Here is a 17838-nt window from a genome sequence, read left to right as displayed (position 1 = left end):
GTGAGCGCGGAGAACGAGATCGTGGACGACAAGGCCCACATCCGGGACGAGCTGGACTTCACCGACGCGGAGTGGATCACCAGCACCGACGACCCCGACGAGCCGGGCGTGGAGATCGCGTTCGTGGACGGGTACGTGGGCATGCGCAACGGCGCGGACCCCGAAGGTCCGGTCCTGGTGTTCACCCCGGAGGAATGGGACGCTTTCGTCGCGGGTGCCAAGGACGGCGAGTTCGACGAGCCGTGACCTGCGGAAATCGCCGGAGCTCGGAGCGTGGACGGGGTACGGGCGGCCGGTGATCCGGACTACACCCTTGTGAACTCTTTCTCAAACTGCCGTTACACTGCGACCTCGTCCGGGACACAACGTCGTGCCCCTGCACAGACCGTGATCTTCCCCTCTGGAGCGCCCGTGACCAACGCAAGCCGCCCCGTCGTCCTGATCGCCGAGAAGCTGGCACCGTCCGTGATCGACGCCCTCGGGGACGAGGTCGAGGTCCGCCACGTCGACGGTACCGACCGGCCTGCGCTGCTCGACGCCGTGTCCGAGGCCGACGCGCTGCTGGTCCGCTCCGCCACCAAGGTCGACGCCGAGGTGCTCGCCGCGAGCAGCAAGCTCAAGGTCGTGGCGCGCGCCGGGGTGGGCCTGGACAACGTCGAGGTGCCCGCGGCCACCGAGCGCGGTGTCATGGTCGTCAACGCTCCGACGTCCAACATCGTCTCCGCCGCCGAGCACGCGATGGCCCTGCTGCTCGCGGTCGCCCGCAACGTCGCGGCGGCCGACGCGAGCCTGCGCGGCGGCGAGTGGAAGCGCAGTTCCTTCACCGGCACCGAGCTGAACGGCAAGACGATCGGTGTCGTCGGTCTCGGCAAGATCGGGCAGCTGTTCGCCCAGCGCGTGGCCGCGTTCGGCACCAAGCTCATCGCCTACGACCCCTACGTGTCGCCGGCGCGGGCGGGCCAGCTCGGCATCGAGCTCGTCAGCCTGGACGAGCTGTTGCAGCGCTCGGACGCGATCTCCATCCACCTGCCCAAGACCGCCGAGACGCTCGGCCTCATCGGCGCCGAGGAGCTGAAGAAGGCCAAGCCCGGCCTCATCGTCGTCAACGCCGCCCGCGGCGGGCTGATCGACGAGGACGCGCTGGTCGACGCGCTGCGCAACGGCAACATCGGCGGCGCGGGCATCGACGTGTTCAAGACCGAGCCGATGACCTCCAGCCCGCTGTTCGAGCTGCCCAACGTCGTGGTCACCCCGCACCTGGGCGCGTCCACCTCGGAGGCGCAGGACCGGGCGGGCACCGACGTCGCCAAGTCGGTGCTGCTGGCGCTGCGCGGCGACTTCGTGCCGGACGCGGTCAACGTGCAGGGCGGCGCGGTCGGCGAGGAGGTGCGGCCGTACCTGCCGCTGACCCAGAAGCTGGGCCAGCTGCTCGCGGCGCTGGCCGGCGGCACGCCGAGCTCGGTGACCATCGAGGCGCGCGGCGAGCTGGCCGACGAGGACGTCTCGGTGCTGCAGCTGGCCGCCCTGCGCGGGGTGTTCTCCGGCGCGGTGGAGAGCCAGGTGACCTTCGTCAACGCGCCGCAGCTCGCTGAGGAGCTGGGCGTGCAGGTGGACGTGCGGACCTCTTCGGAGAGCCCGAACCACCGCAGCGTCGTGTCGGTGCGCGCCGGTCTGCCGGACGGGCGCAGCGCGGTGGTCTCCGGTGCGCTGTCCGGTCCGAACCAGGTGGAGAAGCTGGTCGAGGTCAACGGCCGCCACTTCGACCTGCGCGCCGAGGGCAACGTGCTGCTGCTGGAGTACCCGGACCGCCCGGGCGTGATGGGCAAGGTCGGCACGCTGCTCGGCGAGGTCGGGGTGAACATCGAGGCCGCCACGGTCAGCCAGACCACCGAGCGCTCGGACGCGATCATGCTGCTGCGCGTCGACCGTCCCGTGGAGGCCGGGGTGCTGGAGCCGATCGGCGCCGCGGTGGGGGCGCGGATCGTGCGCACCGTCAGCTTTGAGTAATCCTTTCGGGTGAGAGGGTCCCGTCCGGTTTCCGGGCGGGACCCTTTCTCGTGTTCCGATTGACTGGCTCGTGGTAGCCCGAACGGGTGTCCACCTGGCGAGAAGGATCAACCACTTGGTGGGTCCGGCGTGCCTGCTGAGGTGACCGGCCCGGTAGCCTTCTGCCAACAGTTCGAGCCCCGCGGTTCGGGGTGATTCTCGGGAGGTGTGTAGATGCGGCTCGCTGTGATCCCCGGTGACGGGATCGGGCCGGAGGTGGTGGCCGAGGCCCTCAAGGTCCTCGGTGAGGTCGTCCCGGATACCGAGATCACTCGTTACGACCTGGGGGCCGCCCGGTGGCACGCGACCGGGGAGCTCCTGCCGGAGTCCGTGCTGGGCGAGCTCCGGCAGCACGACGCGATCCTGCTCGGCGCGGTGGGCGACCCGTCGGTGCCCAGCGGCATCCTGGAGCGCGGCCTGCTGCTGCGGCTGCGCTTCGAGCTCGACCACCACGTGAACCTGCGCCCGGCGCGGCTGTACCCGGGCGTCAAGAGCCCGGTGGCGGACCCCGGTGAGATCGACATGGTGGTGGTGCGCGAGGGCACCGAGGGCCCGTACGCGGGCAACGGCGGCCTGCTGCGCAAGGACACCACGCACGAGATCGCCACCGAGGTCAGCATCAACACCGCGTTCGGCGTCGAGCGCGTGGTGCGCGACGCGTTCGCGCGCGCAGCGGCGCGTCCGCGCAAGCACCTGACGCTGGTGCACAAGACCAACGTGCTCACGCACGCCGGGTCGCTGTGGTCGCGGGTCGTCGAGGAGGTCTCGCTGCAGTACCCGGACGTCACGGTGGCCTACCAGCACGTGGACGCGACCACGATCCACATGGTCACCGACCCGGCCCGGTTCGACGTGATCGTCACCGACAACCTGTTCGGCGACATCATCACCGACCTGGCCGGTGCGATCACCGGCGGCATCGGGCTGGCGGCCAGCGGCAACATCGACGCCACCCGCCGCAACCCGAGCATGTTCGAGCCGGTGCACGGCAGCGCCCCGGACATCGCCGGGCAGGGCGTGGCGGACCCGACCGCCGCGGTGCTGTCGGTGTCCATGCTGCTCGACCACGTCGGGCTGACCGAGGCGGCGCGGCGCGTCGAGGCGTCGGTGGCGTTCGACCTCGCCACCCGCGACCACTCGGCGCCGGGTGCCACGCACGCCATCGGCGACCGCCTGGCGGCGCTGGTCTCCTCCCGCGAGGTGGCTCCGCAGGCGTAGCGGCTGTTCTGGCGACGAGGGCGCCTCCCCGGCCCGGGGAGGCGCCCTCGTCGCTCGTTCACCCGTCCGCATGGTGGGAGCCCGGGGTCAACTGCTGGTACCCGGAAGCGTTGTGGCAGCATGGGCGCGTGGCCTTCCGCAGCGAGATCATTATCGGCAGGCGCGTCGGGTAGCAGACTCCGCGGTCCCGGCGCGCTGACCTCTCGCATCCGCGGGGGGTCTTTTTTGTTGCCCGGGGCCGGTCGTCCGCCGACCGCTGCACGACCACAGGCACATCCACCGATGCCGACGGGAGAAGACCAGTGACGCGCACCACCCCGGCGGGAACGCCCCTGGGCGACGAGTTCCACGTCTACGACACGACCCTGCGCGACGGCGCCCAGCGCGAGGGGATTTCCTACTCGGTCACCGACAAGCTGGCGGTCGCCCGGCTGCTCGACTCGCTCGGCGTCGGCTTCATCGAGGGCGGCTGGCCCGGTGCGCTGCCCAAGGACACCGAGTTCTTCCACCGCGCCGCCGAGGAACTCGACCTCCGGCACGCCGCGCTGGTGGCCTTCGGCTCCACCCGCCGCGCCGGAGTCCGGGTCGAGGAGGACCCGCAGGTGCGGGCGCTGCTGGACTCCCAGGCGCCGGTGGTGACGCTGGTGGCCAAGTCCGACCTGCGGCACATCGAGCGGGCGCTGCGCACCGACGTCGCCGAGAACTGCGCGATGGTCGCCGACACGGTGCGGCTGCTGGTCTCCGAGGGGCGCCGGGTGTTCCTCGACGCCGAGCACTTCTTCGACGGCTACGCCCACGACCCGGACACCGCGCTGCGGGTGCTGGAAGCCGCCGTCGGAGCAGGCGCGGACGTCGCCGTGCTCTGCGACACCAACGGCGGCCAGTTGCCGCTGGAGCTCGCCGAGACCGTCGGCGAGGTCGTGGCCCGCACCGGTTTCCGCATCGGCATCCACTGCCAGGACGACACCGCGTGCGCGGTGGCCAACAGCGTCGCCGCCGTGCAGGCCGGTGCGACGCACGTGCAGTGCACCGCCAACGGCTACGGGGAACGCGCGGGCAACGCCGACCTGTTCGCGGTCGTCGGCAACCTCGCGACCAAGCTCGACATGCCGGTGCTGCCGGAAGGCGGGCTCGCCGAACTGACGCGCGTGTCGCACGCGCTGGCCGAGATCGCCAACCTCTCCCCGGACACCCACCAGCCCTACGTCGGGCACTCGACCTTCGCGCACAAGGCCGGGCTGCACGCCAGCGCGATCAAAGTGGACCCCGAGCTGTACAACCACATCGACCCGGCCGTGGTCGGCAACGACATGCGGGTGCTCGTCACCGAGATGGCCGGGCGCGCCAGCCTGGAGCTCAAGGGGGCCGAACTGGGCGTGGACCTCGCCTCGGAGCCCGAGGCGGTGACCGGCGCGGTGCGGCGCGTCAAGGAGCTGGAGGCGCGCGGCTGGTCCTTCGAAGCCGCCGACGCGTCGCTGGAACTGCTGCTGCGCCGGGAGCTGGCGGCCGTCGGCGGCGGCGAGGCGGTCGACGCCCCGTTCGAGCTGGAGTCCTACCGAGTGGTGCTGGACCACCGCTCGGACGGGCTGGTCGTGTCCGAGGCGACCGTCAAGGTGCACGTGGGCGGCGAGCGCGTCATCGCCACCGCGGAGGGCAACGGGCCGGTCAACGCGCTCGACGCCGCGCTGCGCGAGGCGCTCGTGCCGCGCCTGCCGTGGTTGCAGGACGTCGAACTCGCCGACTACAAGGTCCGCATCCTCACCGACGCCTCCGGCACCGACGCCGTCACCCGCGTCCTGGTGGAGACCCGCGACGGGGCCGACGAGTGGACCACCGTCGGCGTCGACGGCAACATCGTCGAGGCCAGCTGGCTGGCGCTGTGCGACGCCCTGGCGTTCAAAGCGCTGCGCAGCGACGCCGTGAGCGCCCGCGGATGACGCCGCCGCCCGGCGGTTACGCTGGGACGGTCCACTTTCGAGTACGGAGGTCGTCTTGCGCCTGGCACGTGTCGCCCACTCCGACGGGGTGTCGTTCGTCGCTCTGGAACCGGATCCGGCCGCGCCGCAGGAGAAGGTGCTCGCGGTCGAGATCGACCAGCACCCCTTCGGCGAGCCGACGTTCACCGGGCGCAAGTGGCCGATGGCCGACGTCCGGCTGCTCGCGCCGATCCTGCCCACCAAGGTGATCTGCGTCGGCAAGAACTACGCCGAGCACGCGCGCGAGATGGGTGGTGAACCGCCGGAGAACCCGGTGATCTTCATGAAGCCGTCCACGGCCGTGATCGGGCCGAACGCGCCGATCAAGCTGCCGCCGAACTCCGAACGGGTCGACTTCGAGGGCGAACTCGCCGCGGTCGTCGGCCGCCCGTGCAAGGACGTCCCGGAGGCGCGCGGCAACGACGTGCTGCTCGGCTACACCATCGCCAACGACGTCACCGCTCGCGACCAGCAGCAGGCCGACGGGCAGTGGACGCGCGCCAAGGGCTACGACACGTTCTGCCCGCTGGGTCCGTGGATCGACACCGCCCTGGACCCGGCCGACGTGGCGGTGCGCACCGAACTCGACGGCGAGATCAAGCAGGACTCCCGCACCTCGCTGCTGCTGCACGACGTCGGCGCGCTCGTGTCGTGGATCTCGCGGATCATGACGCTGCTGCCCGGTGACGTGATCCTCACCGGCACCCCGGCGGGAGTCGGCCCGATGAAGGCGGGCCAGAAGGTCTCGGTCTCCATCGACGGACTGGGCACCCTCACCAACCCGGTGCAGGAAGCCTGAGCGCCCGCAGCTGCGCCTTTCCGGTGCAGGAAACCTGGCGCACCGCGACGGCCCGCTCCGACCGGAGCGGGCCGTCGCGCGTCAGCGGAGGGCTTGCGCGGGCGGGCGTTCGCGCATCGCGCCGTAGGCGAGGAAGTAGGGCGGGATCCGGCGCAGCCACGGGATGCTGTCGGCCACCCGCAGCGGCAGCGGGATGCGCGCCGTGGCACCGAAGTCGATGTCCCCGCGCAGCGCCGGGGCCACGACGTTGTCGTGGATCATCCGTTGCAGCCGCTGGAGCAGGACCGTCGTCGGCATCCTGCGCCGCTGCACCGCCGCGACGTGCTCGCGCCGCAGCCGCCCCTCGCGCAGCGGCCCCGCCAGGTGGCGGGCGGCCGCCACGGCGTCCTGCACCGCCAGGTTGATGCCCACGCCGCCGACCGGGGACATGGCGTGCGCCGCGTCGCCGATGCACAGCAGTCCCGGGACGTGCCAGCGGCGCAGCCGGTCCTGGGTGACGTGGAGGAGCTTCACGTCGTCCCAGTCGGCCACCAGCGGGCGCCCGTCGTCCAGCCACGGAGCGCTCGCCACGAGCGAGCGGTTGAACTCCTCGACCGGACCGGAACGCCCGGCCGCGTCGGAGCCCTTGGGGATGATCCACGCCGCCTGGAAGTAGTCGCCGCGGTCGAGGAAGAGCCGGAACGATCCATTGTGGATCATCGCGAACACCCCCTCGGGGTCGCCGTCGCGGCGCGGCACCCGGAACCACCGGACGTCCATCGGCGTCGGGAAGTCGCGCAGCCCGAGTTCCGGCAGCGCGCGCACGAACGACTTCCGGCCGTCGCAGGCGACGGTGATGGTGGCGCGCAGTTCGCCGGCCGTGCCGTCGGCGGTGCGGTAGCGGACGCCGTTGACCCGCCCGCGTTCCCGGACCAGCCCCACGGCCTCGGTGTTCATCCGCAGCGTGAAGTGCGGTTCGCGGGCGCCCTCGGCGGCGAGCAGGTCGAGGAAGTCCCACTGCGGGACCATGGCGATGTAGTTGTACTTGATCGGCAGCAGGCCGAAGTCGCCGAAGGTGAACAGCTCCCCGCCGGGGCCGATGGGCAACCGCACCTGCTGGATGCGCCGCTGCGGGAGGGCGGCGAACCGCTCGGCCAGGCCGAGGTCGTCGAGCAGTTGCAGGGTCGTCGGGTGCACCGTGTCGCCGCGGAAGTCGCGCAGGAAGTCGCCGTGCTTCTCCAGGACGGTGACGTCGACGCCGGACCGGGCGAGCAGCAGCCCGAGCACCATCCCGGCCGGACCCCCACCGACCACGCAGCAGGTGGTTCGCTCCATCGCGGTCCCTCCAATTTCAACGAATGTTGAATAAGGTCCAGCATGCTCCTCCCGGACTCGCTCGTCAACGGTGCCGGACCAGTGGCTACGCTGAAACTGTTATGAGCACGCCAGAAGCCGCAGCAGCTGCCACCGGGCCGGTGCGCGCCCGGTTCTGCCCCTCGCCGACCGGCACCCCGCACGTCGGCATGATCCGCACCGCCCTGTTCAACTGGGCGTTCGCCCGGCACCACCAGGGCGCCCTGGTGTTCCGCATCGAGGACACCGACGCCGCGCGCGACACCGAGGAGTCCTACCAGGCCATCCTCGACGCGCTGCGCTGGTTGGGCCTCGACTGGGACGAGGGGCCCGAGGTCGGTGGCGAGCACGGCCCCTACCGGCAGAGCGAACGCCGCGACATCTACGACGACGTCGCGCGGCGGCTGCTCGAAGCGGGCGAGCTCTACGAATCGTTCTCCACGCCCGAGGAGATCGAGCAGCGGCACCGCGCCGCCGGCCGCGACCCCAAGCTCGGCTACGACAACGCCGACCGCGACCTCACCGAGGAGCGCAAGGCCGCCTTCCGCGCCGAAGGCCGCAACGCCGTGCTGCGGCTGCGCATGCCCGACCGCGACATCACCTTCACCGACCTCGTCCGCGGCGAGATCACCTTCAAGGCCGGGACGGTGCCCGACCCGGTGCTGGTGCGCGGCAACGGAGATCCGCTCTACACGTTGACCAACCCGGTCGACGACGCGCTCATGCGCATCACGCACGTGCTGCGCGGCGAGGACCTGCTGTCCTCCACCCCGCGCCAGATCGCCCTCTACGAAGCCATGGTCCGCGTCGGCATCACCGACTTCGTCCCGGCGTTCGGGCACCTGCCGTTCGTCATGGGCGAGGGCAACCGCAAGCTGTCCAAGCGCGACCCGCAGTCGAACCTGTTCCACCACCGCGACCGCGGTTTCCTGCCCGAGGGGCTGCTGAACTACCTCGCGCTGCTCGGCTGGTCCCTCTCCGACGACCGCGACGTGTTCACCCTCGACGAGATGGTCGAGTCCTTCGACATCGGACGGGTCAGCGCCAACCCCGCGCGGTTCGACCTGAAGAAGGCCGAGGCGATCAACGCCGCGCACCTGCGCGCCCTGGCTCCGGACGACTTCGTCGCCCGCATCGTGCCCTACCTGGTCCAGGGCGGCGTGCTGCCCGCCGAGCCCACCGAGGAGCAGCTGGCGACCGTGCGCGCGGCGGCACCGCTGGTGCAGGAACGCCTCGTCGTGCTCTCCGACGCGGTCGGCATGATGGGATTCCTGTTCGCGGGCAACGACTTCGCCCCGGAGGAAGCCTCCGCGCAGAAGGCCCTCGGCGAAGACGCCAAGCCCGTCCTGGAGGCCGCCGTCACCGCGCTGGCGGCGCTGCCCGAGTGGACGGCCGCGGACATCGAGAAGGCGCTCAAGGATTCCGTCGTGGACGGCCTGGGGATCAAGCCCCGCAAGGCGTTCGCGCCGGTGCGCGTCGCCGTCACCGGGCGCACCGTCTCGCCGCCGCTGTACGAGTCCATGGAACTGCTCGGACGCGACACCTCCTTGCGGCGCCTGCGAAACGCACTCGGCTGATGTGAACACGACGGAGCGTGTCCGGCGAGGATCACCGCGTTGGCCGAGTCGGACGCGCCCCGTCAACGCCTAGCCTCGCGGGGTGACATCCGCCCCTGAGGACTCCCAGCACTTCCGCATCAAGGCCGTCTGCCTGGACGTCGACGACACGCTCCTCGACGCCGAGAGCGCGTCCAGGCAGGGCTTGCGCGAACTCGTCGGCAACGACCGCGCCTGGCCGGTGTGGCGCCGCACCACCGACCGGTACTACGCGCGGTTCGTCGCCGGCGAACTCGACTTCGACGCGATGTGCGTCGAACGCACCCGGGCCTTCTTCGCGGCCTTCGGCGAACAACTCGACGACGCCGAGGCCGCCCGCCGGGAATCCCGCCGCATGTGCGCGATGCGCCGCGCGTGGCGGCTCTTCGACGACGTCCTGCCGTGCCTGGAGTGGCTGCGCGCCGCCGGGCTCCGGCTGGCCGCCGTGACCAATGCCGCCGGCCCCTACCAGCGCGAGAAGATCGCCGCCCTCGGCCTGGCCGACGCCTTCGACGCCGTCGTCATCTCCGAAGAAGTCGGCGTCGCCAAACCCCACCCGCGCATCTTCGCCACCGCGGCCGCCGCGCTCGGCGTCGAACCCGGCGAAGTCGTGCACGTCGGCGACCGCCTCGACACCGACGCCCGCGGCGCCGCCCGCGCCGGCATGCACGGCGTCTGGCTCGACCGCCGAAGCACCGGGCGCGCGCCCGACGGCGCCACCGCAGTGATCGGCGACCTCCACGGGCTGACCGAACTCATCGCCTGCGACCTCCCGGTCGGCGTGCCCGCCGCCGTCCACTGAACCCGCACCCACCTGCGAAAACCCCACAAGCAGGGGGGCGGTTTCCGGGCCCTGGCGCGGATGGTCTAATATTCTTGTCAGCACGGCGGACGGAGGTCCGGAACCGGGCTCCCTCCCCAGGGGAGAACGGGAAGGACGGCCGAACGCCAGGCCCGGTGGGGTATGGTGTAATTGGCAGCACGACTGATTCTGGTTCAGTTAGTCTAGGTTCGAGTCCTGGTACCCCAGCGAGAGGATCCACTGGAGTTCCGCTCCGGTGATCTCTCCGAGGCCCCGTCGTCTAGCGGCCTAGGACGCCGCCCTCTCAAGGCGGTAGCGCGGGTTCAAATCCCGTCGGGGCTACGCAAAATGGGACCGGTGTGTGCACTGAGGTGCGCGCACCGGTTTTTGCTTCGTCATCATGTTGGGGGGTCGAACCCCCCATGCCCCCCACGGTGCTGGGGTTGCTTTTCGTTGGCTCCTCGCTTTTCGTTGCTTGTTGGTCTGGGCTTGGACCAGCCTTCGGGTTCGGGTTCGGGTTCGGGTCGGGCTGGGGTTGGTCTGGTCTGGTCTGGTCCGGTCCGTTTCCGTCCTCTTGGTTGTTTTCGCTTGGCGCTTCGCGCCTCGCTTGTTTGTGGGCTGGGTCTCTGAATTCGGGGTTTTCGGGGGTTCTGGGCTTTCGCTCGTGCTTGGGCTGGTTTCTGGGGACCCCCTTGTTTCGGGGGTTTCGGGGGTGTGTATTGTTGTCGGCGTAGCGCGGTCCCGTCGTCTAGCGGCCTAGGACGCCGCCCTCTCAAGGCGGTAGCGCGGGTTCAAATCCCGTCGGGACTACGTCGAGGGCCCGGTGTTTCGGCACCGGGCCCTTTTCGTTCGCGTGCGGGGTTTTCCTACAGGCGGTTCTGGAGGGCGTCCGCCGCGGCGAGGAGGTCCGCCGCCCAGCGGGCGCCCGGCCTGCGGCCCATGCGGTCGATCGGGCCGGACACCGAGATGGCCGCCACCACGTTGCCGTTCTGGTCGCGCACCGGCGCCGAAACACTGGCCACGCCCGACTCGCGCTCCGCCACGCTCTGCGCCCAGCCCCGGCGGCGCACCTCCATGAGCGTGCGTTCGCCGAAGACCGCCTCCCCGAGCACGGCGCGCTGCGTCGCCGGATCCGCCCACGCCGTGAGCACCTTCGCGCCCGAACCCGCCGTCATCGACAGCGCCGTGCCCACCGGTACCGTGTCGCGCAGCCCGCTCGGCGGCTCGGCGCTGGAGATGCACAGGCGCTGCATGCCGTCCCGGCGGTAGAGCTGGACGCTCTCGCCCGTGACGTCCCGCAGTTTGGGCAGCACCGTGGCCGCCGCCTCCAGCAGCGGATCGACCGCGCCGCCCGCCAGCTCCGCCAACGCGGCACCCGGCCGCCAGCGCCCGTCCGACCCCCTGCGCAGCAGGCGGTGCACCTCCAGGCCGACCGCGAGCCGGTGCGCGGTCGCCCGCGGCAGCCCCGTGCGGCTGCACAGCTCCGCGAGGCCGCACGGTTCGCTCGCGACCGCCTGCAGGACGGCCACTGCCTTGTCCAATACGCCGATACCGCTATGCTGTCCCACGTACCGATACTAACTTCCCGACATCTGGGAAGTCCACTCTGTGGGAGTGACCCGGCGCGGGTCACACCGGGCTCGACTGGGAGCAGTGATGGGAAAAACGCTCGCGGAGAAGGTTTGGGACGCGCACATCGTGCGCCGTGGCGAGGGGCACGAGCCCGACCTGCTCTACATCGACCTGCACCTGGTGCACGAGGTCACCAGTCCGCAGGCGTTCGAGGGGCTGCGGCTGGCCGGTCGCGAGGTGCGCCGTCCCGACCTGACGTTGGCCACCGAGGACCACAACGTGCCCACCACCGGCCTCGACCTGCCGATCGCCGACCCGGTGTCGCGCACCCAGGTCGAGACGCTGCGGCGCAACTGCGAGGAGTTCGGCATCCGGCTGCACCCGATGGGCGACGCGGAGCAGGGCATCGTGCACGTCGTCGGCCCGCAGCTGGGCCTGACCCAGCCCGGCACCACGGTCGTCTGCGGTGACAGCCACACCTCGACGCACGGCGCGTTCGGCGCGCTGGCCTTCGGCATCGGCACGTCCGAGGTCGAGCACGTGCTCGCGACCCAGACGCTGCCGCTCAGGCCGTTCAAGACGATGGCCGTCAACATCGAGGGAACGCTGCGGCCCGGCGTCACGAGCAAGGACATCATCCTGGCCGTCATCGCCAAGATCGGCACCGGCGGCGGGCAGGGCTACGTCCTGGAGTACCGCGGCGAGGCGGTGCGACAGCTGTCCATGGAAGCCCGCATGACGATCTGCAACATGTCGATCGAAGCGGGTGCCCGCGCGGGCATGATCGCGCCCGACGACACCACTTTCGCCTACCTGAAGGGGCGTCCGCACGCGCCGCAGGGCGCCGAGTGGGACGCCGCTGTCGAGTACTGGAAGACGCTGCGCACCGACGACGACGCGGTTTTCGACGCCGAGGTCACCCTCGACGCCGACGAACTGACCCCATTCGTCACCTGGGGCACCAACCCGGGGCAGGGTCTGCCGCTGGGCGAGCGGGTCCCCGAGCCGGAGCGGATCGCCGACGAGGGCGAGCGCTACGCCGCCGAGAAGGCGTTGGCGTACATGGGCCTGGAGCCCGGCACGCCGCTGCGCCAGATCGCCGTGGACACCGTTTTCCTCGGCTCCTGCACCAACGGCCGCATCGAGGACCTGCGGTCCGCCGCGGAGATCCTCAAGGGCCGCCAGGTCGCCGCGGACGTCCGGATGCTGGTCGTGCCCGGCTCGATGAAGGTCCGCAAGCAGGCCGAAGCCGAGGGGCTGCACGAGGTTTTCACCGCCGCGGGCGCGGAATGGCGTTCGGCCGGTTGTTCGATGTGCCTGGGCATGAACCCGGACCAGCTCAAGCCGGGGGAGCGCAGTGCCTCCACCTCCAACCGCAACTTCGAGGGACGGCAGGGCAAGGGCGGCCGCACCCACCTGGTCTCGCCGCTGGTGGCCGCCGCCACCGCGGTGCGCGGCACGCTCTCCTCGCCCGAGGACCTGGACTGACCACCCCACCCACCTGGAGCTGTGACATGGAACCGTTCAAGACGCACACCGGCGTCGGCGTCCCGCTGCGCCGGTCCAACGTGGACACCGACCAGATCATCCCGGCCGTCTACCTCAAGCGGGTCTCCCGCACCGGCTTCGAGGACGCGCTGTTCGCCGCCTGGCGCTCGGACGAGGACTTCGTCCTCAACCAGGAGCCGTTCCGGGCGGGCAGCGTGCTGGTCGCCGGACCCGACTTCGGCACCGGATCCTCCCGCGAGCACGCCGTCTGGGCGCTGAAGGACTACGGGTTCCGGGTGGTCATCTCGTCCCGTTTCGCCGATATCTTCCGCGGCAACGCCGGCAAGCAGGGCCTGCTGGCCGCCGAGTGCGAGCAGTCCGATGTGGAACTGCTCTGGAAGCTGCTGGAGAACGAGCCCGGCACCGCCGTCACGGTCGATCTGGAGCAGCGGACCGTGCACGCCAAGGACCTCACCGTGTCGTTCGCCGTTGACGACTACACCCGCTGGCGGCTGCTGGAGGGGCTCGACGACATCGGTCTGACCCTGCGGCACGCCGAGACGATCGACACTTTTGAGCAGAGCCGCCCGAGCCACAAGCCGACCACCACACCGGTCGCGACGAGCTGATCGCGGCCACCTCGCGGGCCGCGTTTTTCCTGGTATGAAAGGAAAAACGCGGCCAACGCGGGACAACTGAACAGTTGCTCCACAGCACTCGCGGACCCGTGGGCCGCCCGGATTGCGCAGACGCCCCAACGAAAAAATGGGGCGTGGCGAATGGCATTTGCTCATCCGGGGCTTTACCGTTGACATTGAGTCGGCCCAACGGGGCCGTTGTTGTGTCCTGGGAGGGACTGAAGTGAACAAGGCCCAACTCATCGAGGCTCTGGCAGAACGCCTCGGCGACAAGAAGACCGCCAGCCAGGCGGTGGAAAACGTCGTGGACATCATCGTCCGCAACGTCAACAAGGGCGAGAAGGTCAACATCACCGGCTTCGGGGTTTTCGAGAAGCGCGCCCGTGCCGCGCGCACCGCTCGCAACCCGCGCACCGGTGAGGCCGTGAAGGTCAAGAAGACCAACGTCCCCGCCTTCCGCGCCGGCACCCAGTTCAAGGAAGTCGTCGGCGGGCAGCGGAAACTGCCGCGCGCCACCACGGCCAAGGCCGCCACCACGCGCGGTGCCACCACCCGCACCGCGGGCTCGCGCGCCAAGACCACCACGACGGCCAAGACCGCCGGGTCGAAGACGGCCGCCGCGCGCACCGCGACCCGCAGCACGGCCAAGGCCGGCGCGACCAAGGCGAGCACCGCCAAGGCCAGCACCGCGAAGACCGCGGCCACCAAGTCGCGCAGCACCCGCTCCACGGCTGCCAAGGCGAGCACCGCCAAGGCGACCACGGCGAAGGCGACCACCAAGCGGGCCAGCACGGCCAAGGCGGCGCCGAAGACCGCGGCCAAGACCACGGCCAAGGCTTCGTCCAGCAAGTCGACGCGTCCGGCCACCAAGAAGACCACGACGCGCAAGACCACGAAGAAGTGAGTGCTCGCCACCCGAGCGAGTACCAGCGGATCGAAGCGGGCGGTGTCTGAACCCCACGACGGGGCAGGTACCGCCCGCTTCCGCGTGTTCGGGCCTCAGAAGCCCGCAGACGCCCCGGAACCGCCCGGACGCACCAGTTCGCGCCGGGCGGCCGGAGAGGCGATCAGCGGCCGTGTGAGGGCGTTCCAGCGGGCTGGTGCGGTCAGCCCAGCGGGTCGGGTAGGTAGTCGGCGGCCGCCAGCCGCGGGCGCGGTCCGGTGCCGTTGCCGGAGTTCCGGTCGCGGCGGAACGTCAGCGTCCACACGCTCCCCTTGCGACTGGCGACCTCGCCCAGCCGCAGCCCGCCGTCGGCGGCCAGCAGCCGGACCAGGTCCGGGATGACCCCGCCCTGACTGCACACCACGGCCGTGCCGGTCCCGGACGCGATCCGCAGGAGACGGTCGGCACCCGCGCGCGGATCGGCCTGGAAGCCCTCCTCGGACAGCAGCGGCTCCATCCCGATGCCCACTCCGAGATCCGCCGCGAGCGGTTCCACGGTTTGTTCGCAGCGCAGTCGTGGCGCGGAATAGACCCGTCGCGGACCGAACAACGGCAACAGGGAACGCAATGCGTCACGCTGGCGGCGCCCCGCTTCGGTCAACGGGCGCAACACGTCGTCCCCGGACCAGTCCGCGCGTTTCCCGGCTTTCGCGTGCCGCACCAGCAAGAGCGTCGCCACGTCCAGCGGAAGCCGTTCGAACGCGTCGAGCACGTCCACGTCGTGCGGGTGGGTGAGCAGTTCGCGCGCCCGGTCGCCACTCGTCCAGCGCAATTCGTCGACTTCGCTGTTCGGGGCGAACGCCCCGCGTTCGGCGCGCGCCGCGAAGTAGTCCACCACCTTCGGCACTCGGGCGCCGTCCACGCGGGCCACGTCGTAGCCCACCCGGGTCAGGTAGCGGGAGAGCACGCACGAGAACCCGGTTTCCTCCGCCACCTCGCGGGCCGCGGCGTGCGGCGGCAGCTCCCCGGGGTCGAGCTTGCCCTTCGGCAGCGACCAGTCGTCGTAGCGCGGGCGGTGCACCAGCGCCACCTCGGGTTCGCCGCCGGTGCCGGGCCGCCACAGCACGGCTCCGGCGGCGCGCACCGGGCCGGTCGGGCTTTCCTGGTCGATTTGGTCGGACTCGTGCTCGATCGAACCCATCAGGACACCTTCGCGCCGTGTTGCCGGAGCATCTCCACCTGGTGGTCGCGGACCTGTTCCCCGGAGCTGCGCGGGGACGCCTCCCAGTCCCCCTTGGCGTTGAGCACCCAGCAGCGCGTCGACGGGTGCAACGCGGAGTCCAGCAGCTCGTCGAGCTGCGCGGTGAGCTTCGGATCGGTGACGCGGACCTGGGTCTCGATGCGGCGGTCCAGGTTGCGGTGCATCATGTCGGCGCTGCCGATCCAGTGCTCGTCGAGGCCGGCGAAGTGGAACACGCGGGAATGCTCCAGGAAGCGCCCGAGGATGGAACGGACCTCGATGTTGTCGCTGAGCCCCTCCACACCGGCCTTGAGCGCGCAGATGCCGCGCACCACGATCCGAACCGGAACACCCGCCAGCGAGGCCCGGTAGAGCGCGTCGATGATCTGCTCGTCGACGAGCGAGTTCACCTTCATCCGGATGCCGCACGGCTCGCCCCGGCGGGCCAGTTCGGTCTCGGCCTCCACGCGTTCGACGATGCCGTTGCGGATGCCCTGCGGCGACACCAGGATCCGCCGGTACTCGCCGTGCCGGGCGTACCCGGTGAGCACGTTGAACAGGTCGGTGAGGTCGGCGCCGATCTCCGGGGACGCGGTCAGCAGCCCCAGATCCTCGTAGATGCGCGCCGTCTTCGGGTTGTAGTTGCCGGTTCCCAGGTGGCAGTAGCGGCGGATCGTCGATCCCTCCTGGCGCACCACGAGCGCGGTCTTGCAGTGCGTCTTGAGGCCCACGAGGCCGTAGACGACGTGCACGCCCGCGCGTTCCAGCGTGCGCGCCCACTGGATGTTGGCCTGCTCGTCGAAGCGGGCCTTCAGCTCCACCAGCGCCACCACCTGCTTGCCCGCCTCGGCGGCGTCGATGAGCGCGTTGACGATCGGGGAGTCGCCGGAGGTCCGGTACAGCGTCTGCTTGATGGCCAGCACGTGCGGATCCGCGGCGGCCTGCTCGATGAACCGCTGCACGGACGTGGAGAACGAGTCGTACGGGTGGTGCACGAGGACGTCTCCCTCGCGCAGCGTGGAGAAGATGCTCTTCGGCGTCTGCCCCTCGGCGAACGCCGGGTGGGTGGCGGGCACGTAGGGCGGGTTCTTCAGGTCCGGTCGCTGCAACCGGTCCAGCTGGAACAGGCAGGACAGGTCCAGCAGTCCCTTCACCTCGACGACGTCGTGCTGGTCGACCTCCAGCTCCCGCAGCAGGAGTTCCAGCATCGTCTCGCTCATCGTGTCGGTCACTTCGAGCCGCACCGGGGGACCGAAGCGGCGCCGCGCCAACTCGCGCTCCATCGCCTGCAGCAGGTCCTCGTCCCGGTCCTCTTCGACTTCCAGGTCGGCATTGCGGGTGACGCGGAAGATGTGGTGCTCGGCGACCTGCATGCCGGGGAACAGCTTGCCCAGGTGCGCGGCGATGAGCTCCTCCAGCGGCAGGAACGTGGCGTGCTCGATCTCCCGGTCCGATTCCACGCGGATCAGCCGCGGCACGTTGTCCGGCACCTTCACCCGGGCGAAGCGCTTGATGCCCGCGTCCGGATCGGCCACGGTGACCGCCAGGTTCAGCGACAGCCCCGAAATGTAGGGGAACGGGTGCGCGGGGTCGACCGCCAGCGGAGTGAGCACCGGGAAGATGTGGTCCTCGAAGTAGCGGGTGAGCCTGCCCTGGTCGGCGGCGGCGAGTTCGGACCAGCGCAGGATCCGGACGCCGTGCGCCTCCAGTTCGGGCAGCAGTTCGTCGAGGAAGACCCGGCTCAGCTTCTCCACCAGGTCCTGGTTGCGGGCCGAGATGCGGGTCAGCTGCTCGTGCGGGGTGAGCCCGTCGGCGCTGCGCACCGACAGGCCGGTCTCCTCGCGGCGCTTCAGCCCGGCGACCCGCACCATGTAGAACTCGTCCAGGTTGGACGCGAAGATCGCCAGGAACCGGGCGCGTTCGAGCACCGGTTGGGACCGGTCCTCGGCGATCGCCAGCACCCGCGCGTTGAAGTCCAGCCAGGACAGCTCCCGGTTGAGGTAGCGGTCCTCGGGCAGGTCGGTGCTGGCCGCCGCCCGGGTGACCGCGGGAGGTGCGGACGGCACCCGGGCGCCCTCGCCGTTGGTCGGCTGCGGAGTTGCCCTGGTGCCCGCCCGGCGGGTCGGGCGCGGTGCGCGCCGCCCCGTCGTCCGGCTCCGCGCCGAGCCGCCGTTGCGCCGGGACGCCGGATCGCTGCTGTCGGTGCTCACGGCGTCCATTGTCGCTCATTCGGCGGACATGGCGAGACC

General features: G+C 70.8%; 14 protein-coding genes and 3 tRNA genes. 13 read left to right on the top strand and 4 right to left on the bottom strand.

The features are described 5' to 3' along the window. The 5 genes from NV263_RS25160 (at position 1) to NV263_RS25140 (ending at position 6039) form a co-directional block, all read left to right on the top strand. Positions 1 to 246, top strand: a complete 246-nt coding sequence (locus tag NV263_RS25160; RefSeq protein WP_263249094.1) for a DUF397 domain-containing protein — start codon at positions 1 to 3, stop codon at positions 244 to 246. Positions 247 to 411: 165 nt separating this feature from the next. Continuing rightward, complete coding sequence (serA, locus tag NV263_RS25155) at positions 412 to 2007, top strand: phosphoglycerate dehydrogenase (protein WP_263249093.1); 1596 nt, start codon at positions 412 to 414, stop codon at positions 2005 to 2007. 213 nt (positions 2008 to 2220) lie between these two features. Then, positions 2221 to 3264: a 3-isopropylmalate dehydrogenase gene (locus NV263_RS25150; protein ID WP_263249092.1), complete on the top strand. Its 1044-nt coding sequence runs from the start codon at positions 2221 to 2223 to the stop codon at positions 3262 to 3264. Between the two features lie 302 nt (positions 3265 to 3566). Beyond that, positions 3567 to 5201, top strand: a complete 1635-nt coding sequence (gene cimA, locus NV263_RS25145) for a citramalate synthase (protein ID WP_263249091.1) — start codon at positions 3567 to 3569, stop codon at positions 5199 to 5201. A gap of 55 nt (positions 5202 to 5256) precedes the next feature. Then, positions 5257 to 6039 (top strand): fumarylacetoacetate hydrolase family protein, encoded by a 783-nt coding sequence (locus tag NV263_RS25140; protein WP_263249090.1) that lies wholly within the window; start codon positions 5257 to 5259, stop codon positions 6037 to 6039. A gap of 81 nt (positions 6040 to 6120) precedes the next feature. Here the strand turns inward: NV263_RS25140 and NV263_RS25135 are convergent, their stop codons facing one another. Continuing rightward, positions 6121 to 7353 (bottom strand): FAD-dependent oxidoreductase, encoded by a 1233-nt coding sequence (locus NV263_RS25135; RefSeq protein WP_263249089.1) that lies wholly within the window; start codon positions 7351 to 7353, stop codon positions 6121 to 6123. A 101-nt stretch (positions 7354 to 7454) separates the two neighbouring features. Between NV263_RS25135 and gltX the strand changes: the two genes are divergently transcribed. From gltX to NV263_RS25110, 5 genes are all read left to right on the top strand, one after another. After that, a complete protein-coding gene (gene gltX / locus NV263_RS25130; RefSeq protein WP_263249088.1) occupies positions 7455 to 8948 on the top strand; it encodes a glutamate--tRNA ligase in 1494 nt (497 codons plus the stop codon). A gap of 82 nt (positions 8949 to 9030) precedes the next feature. After that, positions 9031 to 9768 (top strand): HAD family hydrolase, encoded by a 738-nt coding sequence (locus NV263_RS25125; protein WP_263249087.1) that lies wholly within the window; start codon positions 9031 to 9033, stop codon positions 9766 to 9768. A 156-nt stretch (positions 9769 to 9924) separates the two neighbouring features. Continuing rightward, a tRNA-Gln gene (locus NV263_RS25120) sits at positions 9925 to 9996 on the top strand. Positions 9997 to 10037: 41 nt separating this feature from the next. Continuing rightward, positions 10038 to 10110 (top strand) — tRNA-Glu (locus NV263_RS25115). 395 nt (positions 10111 to 10505) lie between these two features. Further along, positions 10506 to 10578: transfer RNA gene (locus NV263_RS25110), tRNA-Glu, on the top strand. Positions 10579 to 10634: 56 nt separating this feature from the next. On the opposite strand, the gene NV263_RS25105 is transcribed toward NV263_RS25110, so the two are convergent. Further along, positions 10635 to 11336, bottom strand: coding sequence for an IclR family transcriptional regulator (locus NV263_RS25105; protein WP_263249086.1), 702 nt, complete (start codon positions 11334 to 11336; stop codon positions 10635 to 10637). 88 nt (positions 11337 to 11424) lie between these two features. On the opposite strand from NV263_RS25105, the gene leuC reads away from it, so the two are divergent. The 3 genes from leuC (at position 11425) to NV263_RS25090 (ending at position 14370) form a co-directional block, all read left to right on the top strand. Beyond that, positions 11425 to 12828, top strand: coding sequence for a 3-isopropylmalate dehydratase large subunit (leuC, locus tag NV263_RS25100; RefSeq protein WP_263249085.1), 1404 nt, complete (start codon positions 11425 to 11427; stop codon positions 12826 to 12828). Between the two features lie 26 nt (positions 12829 to 12854). Next, on the top strand, positions 12855 to 13457 hold the full coding sequence (gene leuD / locus NV263_RS25095; protein ID WP_263249084.1) for a 3-isopropylmalate dehydratase small subunit: 603 nt from the start codon (positions 12855 to 12857) through the stop codon (positions 13455 to 13457). A 232-nt stretch (positions 13458 to 13689) separates the two neighbouring features. Further along, entirely contained in the window at positions 13690 to 14370 is a 681-nt protein-coding gene (locus NV263_RS25090) for an HU family DNA-binding protein (RefSeq protein ID WP_263249083.1), read from the top strand. A gap of 202 nt (positions 14371 to 14572) precedes the next feature. Here NV263_RS25090 and NV263_RS25085 read toward each other — a convergent pair whose 3' ends face one another. After that, positions 14573 to 15550: an NUDIX hydrolase gene (locus NV263_RS25085; protein WP_263249082.1), complete on the bottom strand. Its 978-nt coding sequence runs from the start codon at positions 15548 to 15550 to the stop codon at positions 14573 to 14575. Further along, positions 15550 to 17808 (bottom strand): RNA degradosome polyphosphate kinase, encoded by a 2259-nt coding sequence (locus NV263_RS25080; RefSeq protein WP_263249081.1) that lies wholly within the window; start codon positions 17806 to 17808, stop codon positions 15550 to 15552. The genes NV263_RS25085 and NV263_RS25080 overlap by 1 nt, the downstream gene beginning before the upstream one ends. Between the last annotated feature and the right edge of the window lie 30 nt (positions 17809 to 17838).

The sequence above is a fragment of the Saccharopolyspora rosea genome (assembly GCF_025643595.1).
In the GTDB taxonomy this organism is placed as follows: Bacteria; Actinomycetota; Actinomycetes; order Mycobacteriales; family Pseudonocardiaceae; genus Saccharopolyspora; species Saccharopolyspora rosea.
This window is presented reverse-complemented; position numbering and strand designations above follow the sequence as displayed.

Bases quoted from the DNA above. Each gene is read 5' to 3' on its own strand.
- NV263_RS25080 (WP_263249081.1), bottom strand. From the start codon at position 17,808: ATGGACGCCGTGAGCACCGACAGCAGCGATCCGGCGTCCCGGCGCAAC.
- gltX (WP_263249088.1), top strand. From the start codon at position 7,455: ATGAGCACGCCAGAAGCCGCAGCAGCTGCCACCGGGCCGGTGCGCGCC.
- NV263_RS25150 (WP_263249092.1), top strand. From the start codon at position 2,221: ATGCGGCTCGCTGTGATCCCCGGTGACGGGATCGGGCCGGAGGTGGTG.
- leuD (WP_263249084.1), top strand. From the start codon at position 12,855: ATGGAACCGTTCAAGACGCACACCGGCGTCGGCGTCCCGCTGCGCCGG.
- NV263_RS25085 (WP_263249082.1), bottom strand. From the start codon at position 15,550: ATGGGTTCGATCGAGCACGAGTCCGACCAAATCGACCAGGAAAGCCCG.
- NV263_RS25135 (WP_263249089.1), bottom strand. From the start codon at position 7,353: ATGGAGCGAACCACCTGCTGCGTGGTCGGTGGGGGTCCGGCCGGGATG.
- leuC (WP_263249085.1), top strand. From the start codon at position 11,425: ATGGGAAAAACGCTCGCGGAGAAGGTTTGGGACGCGCACATCGTGCGC.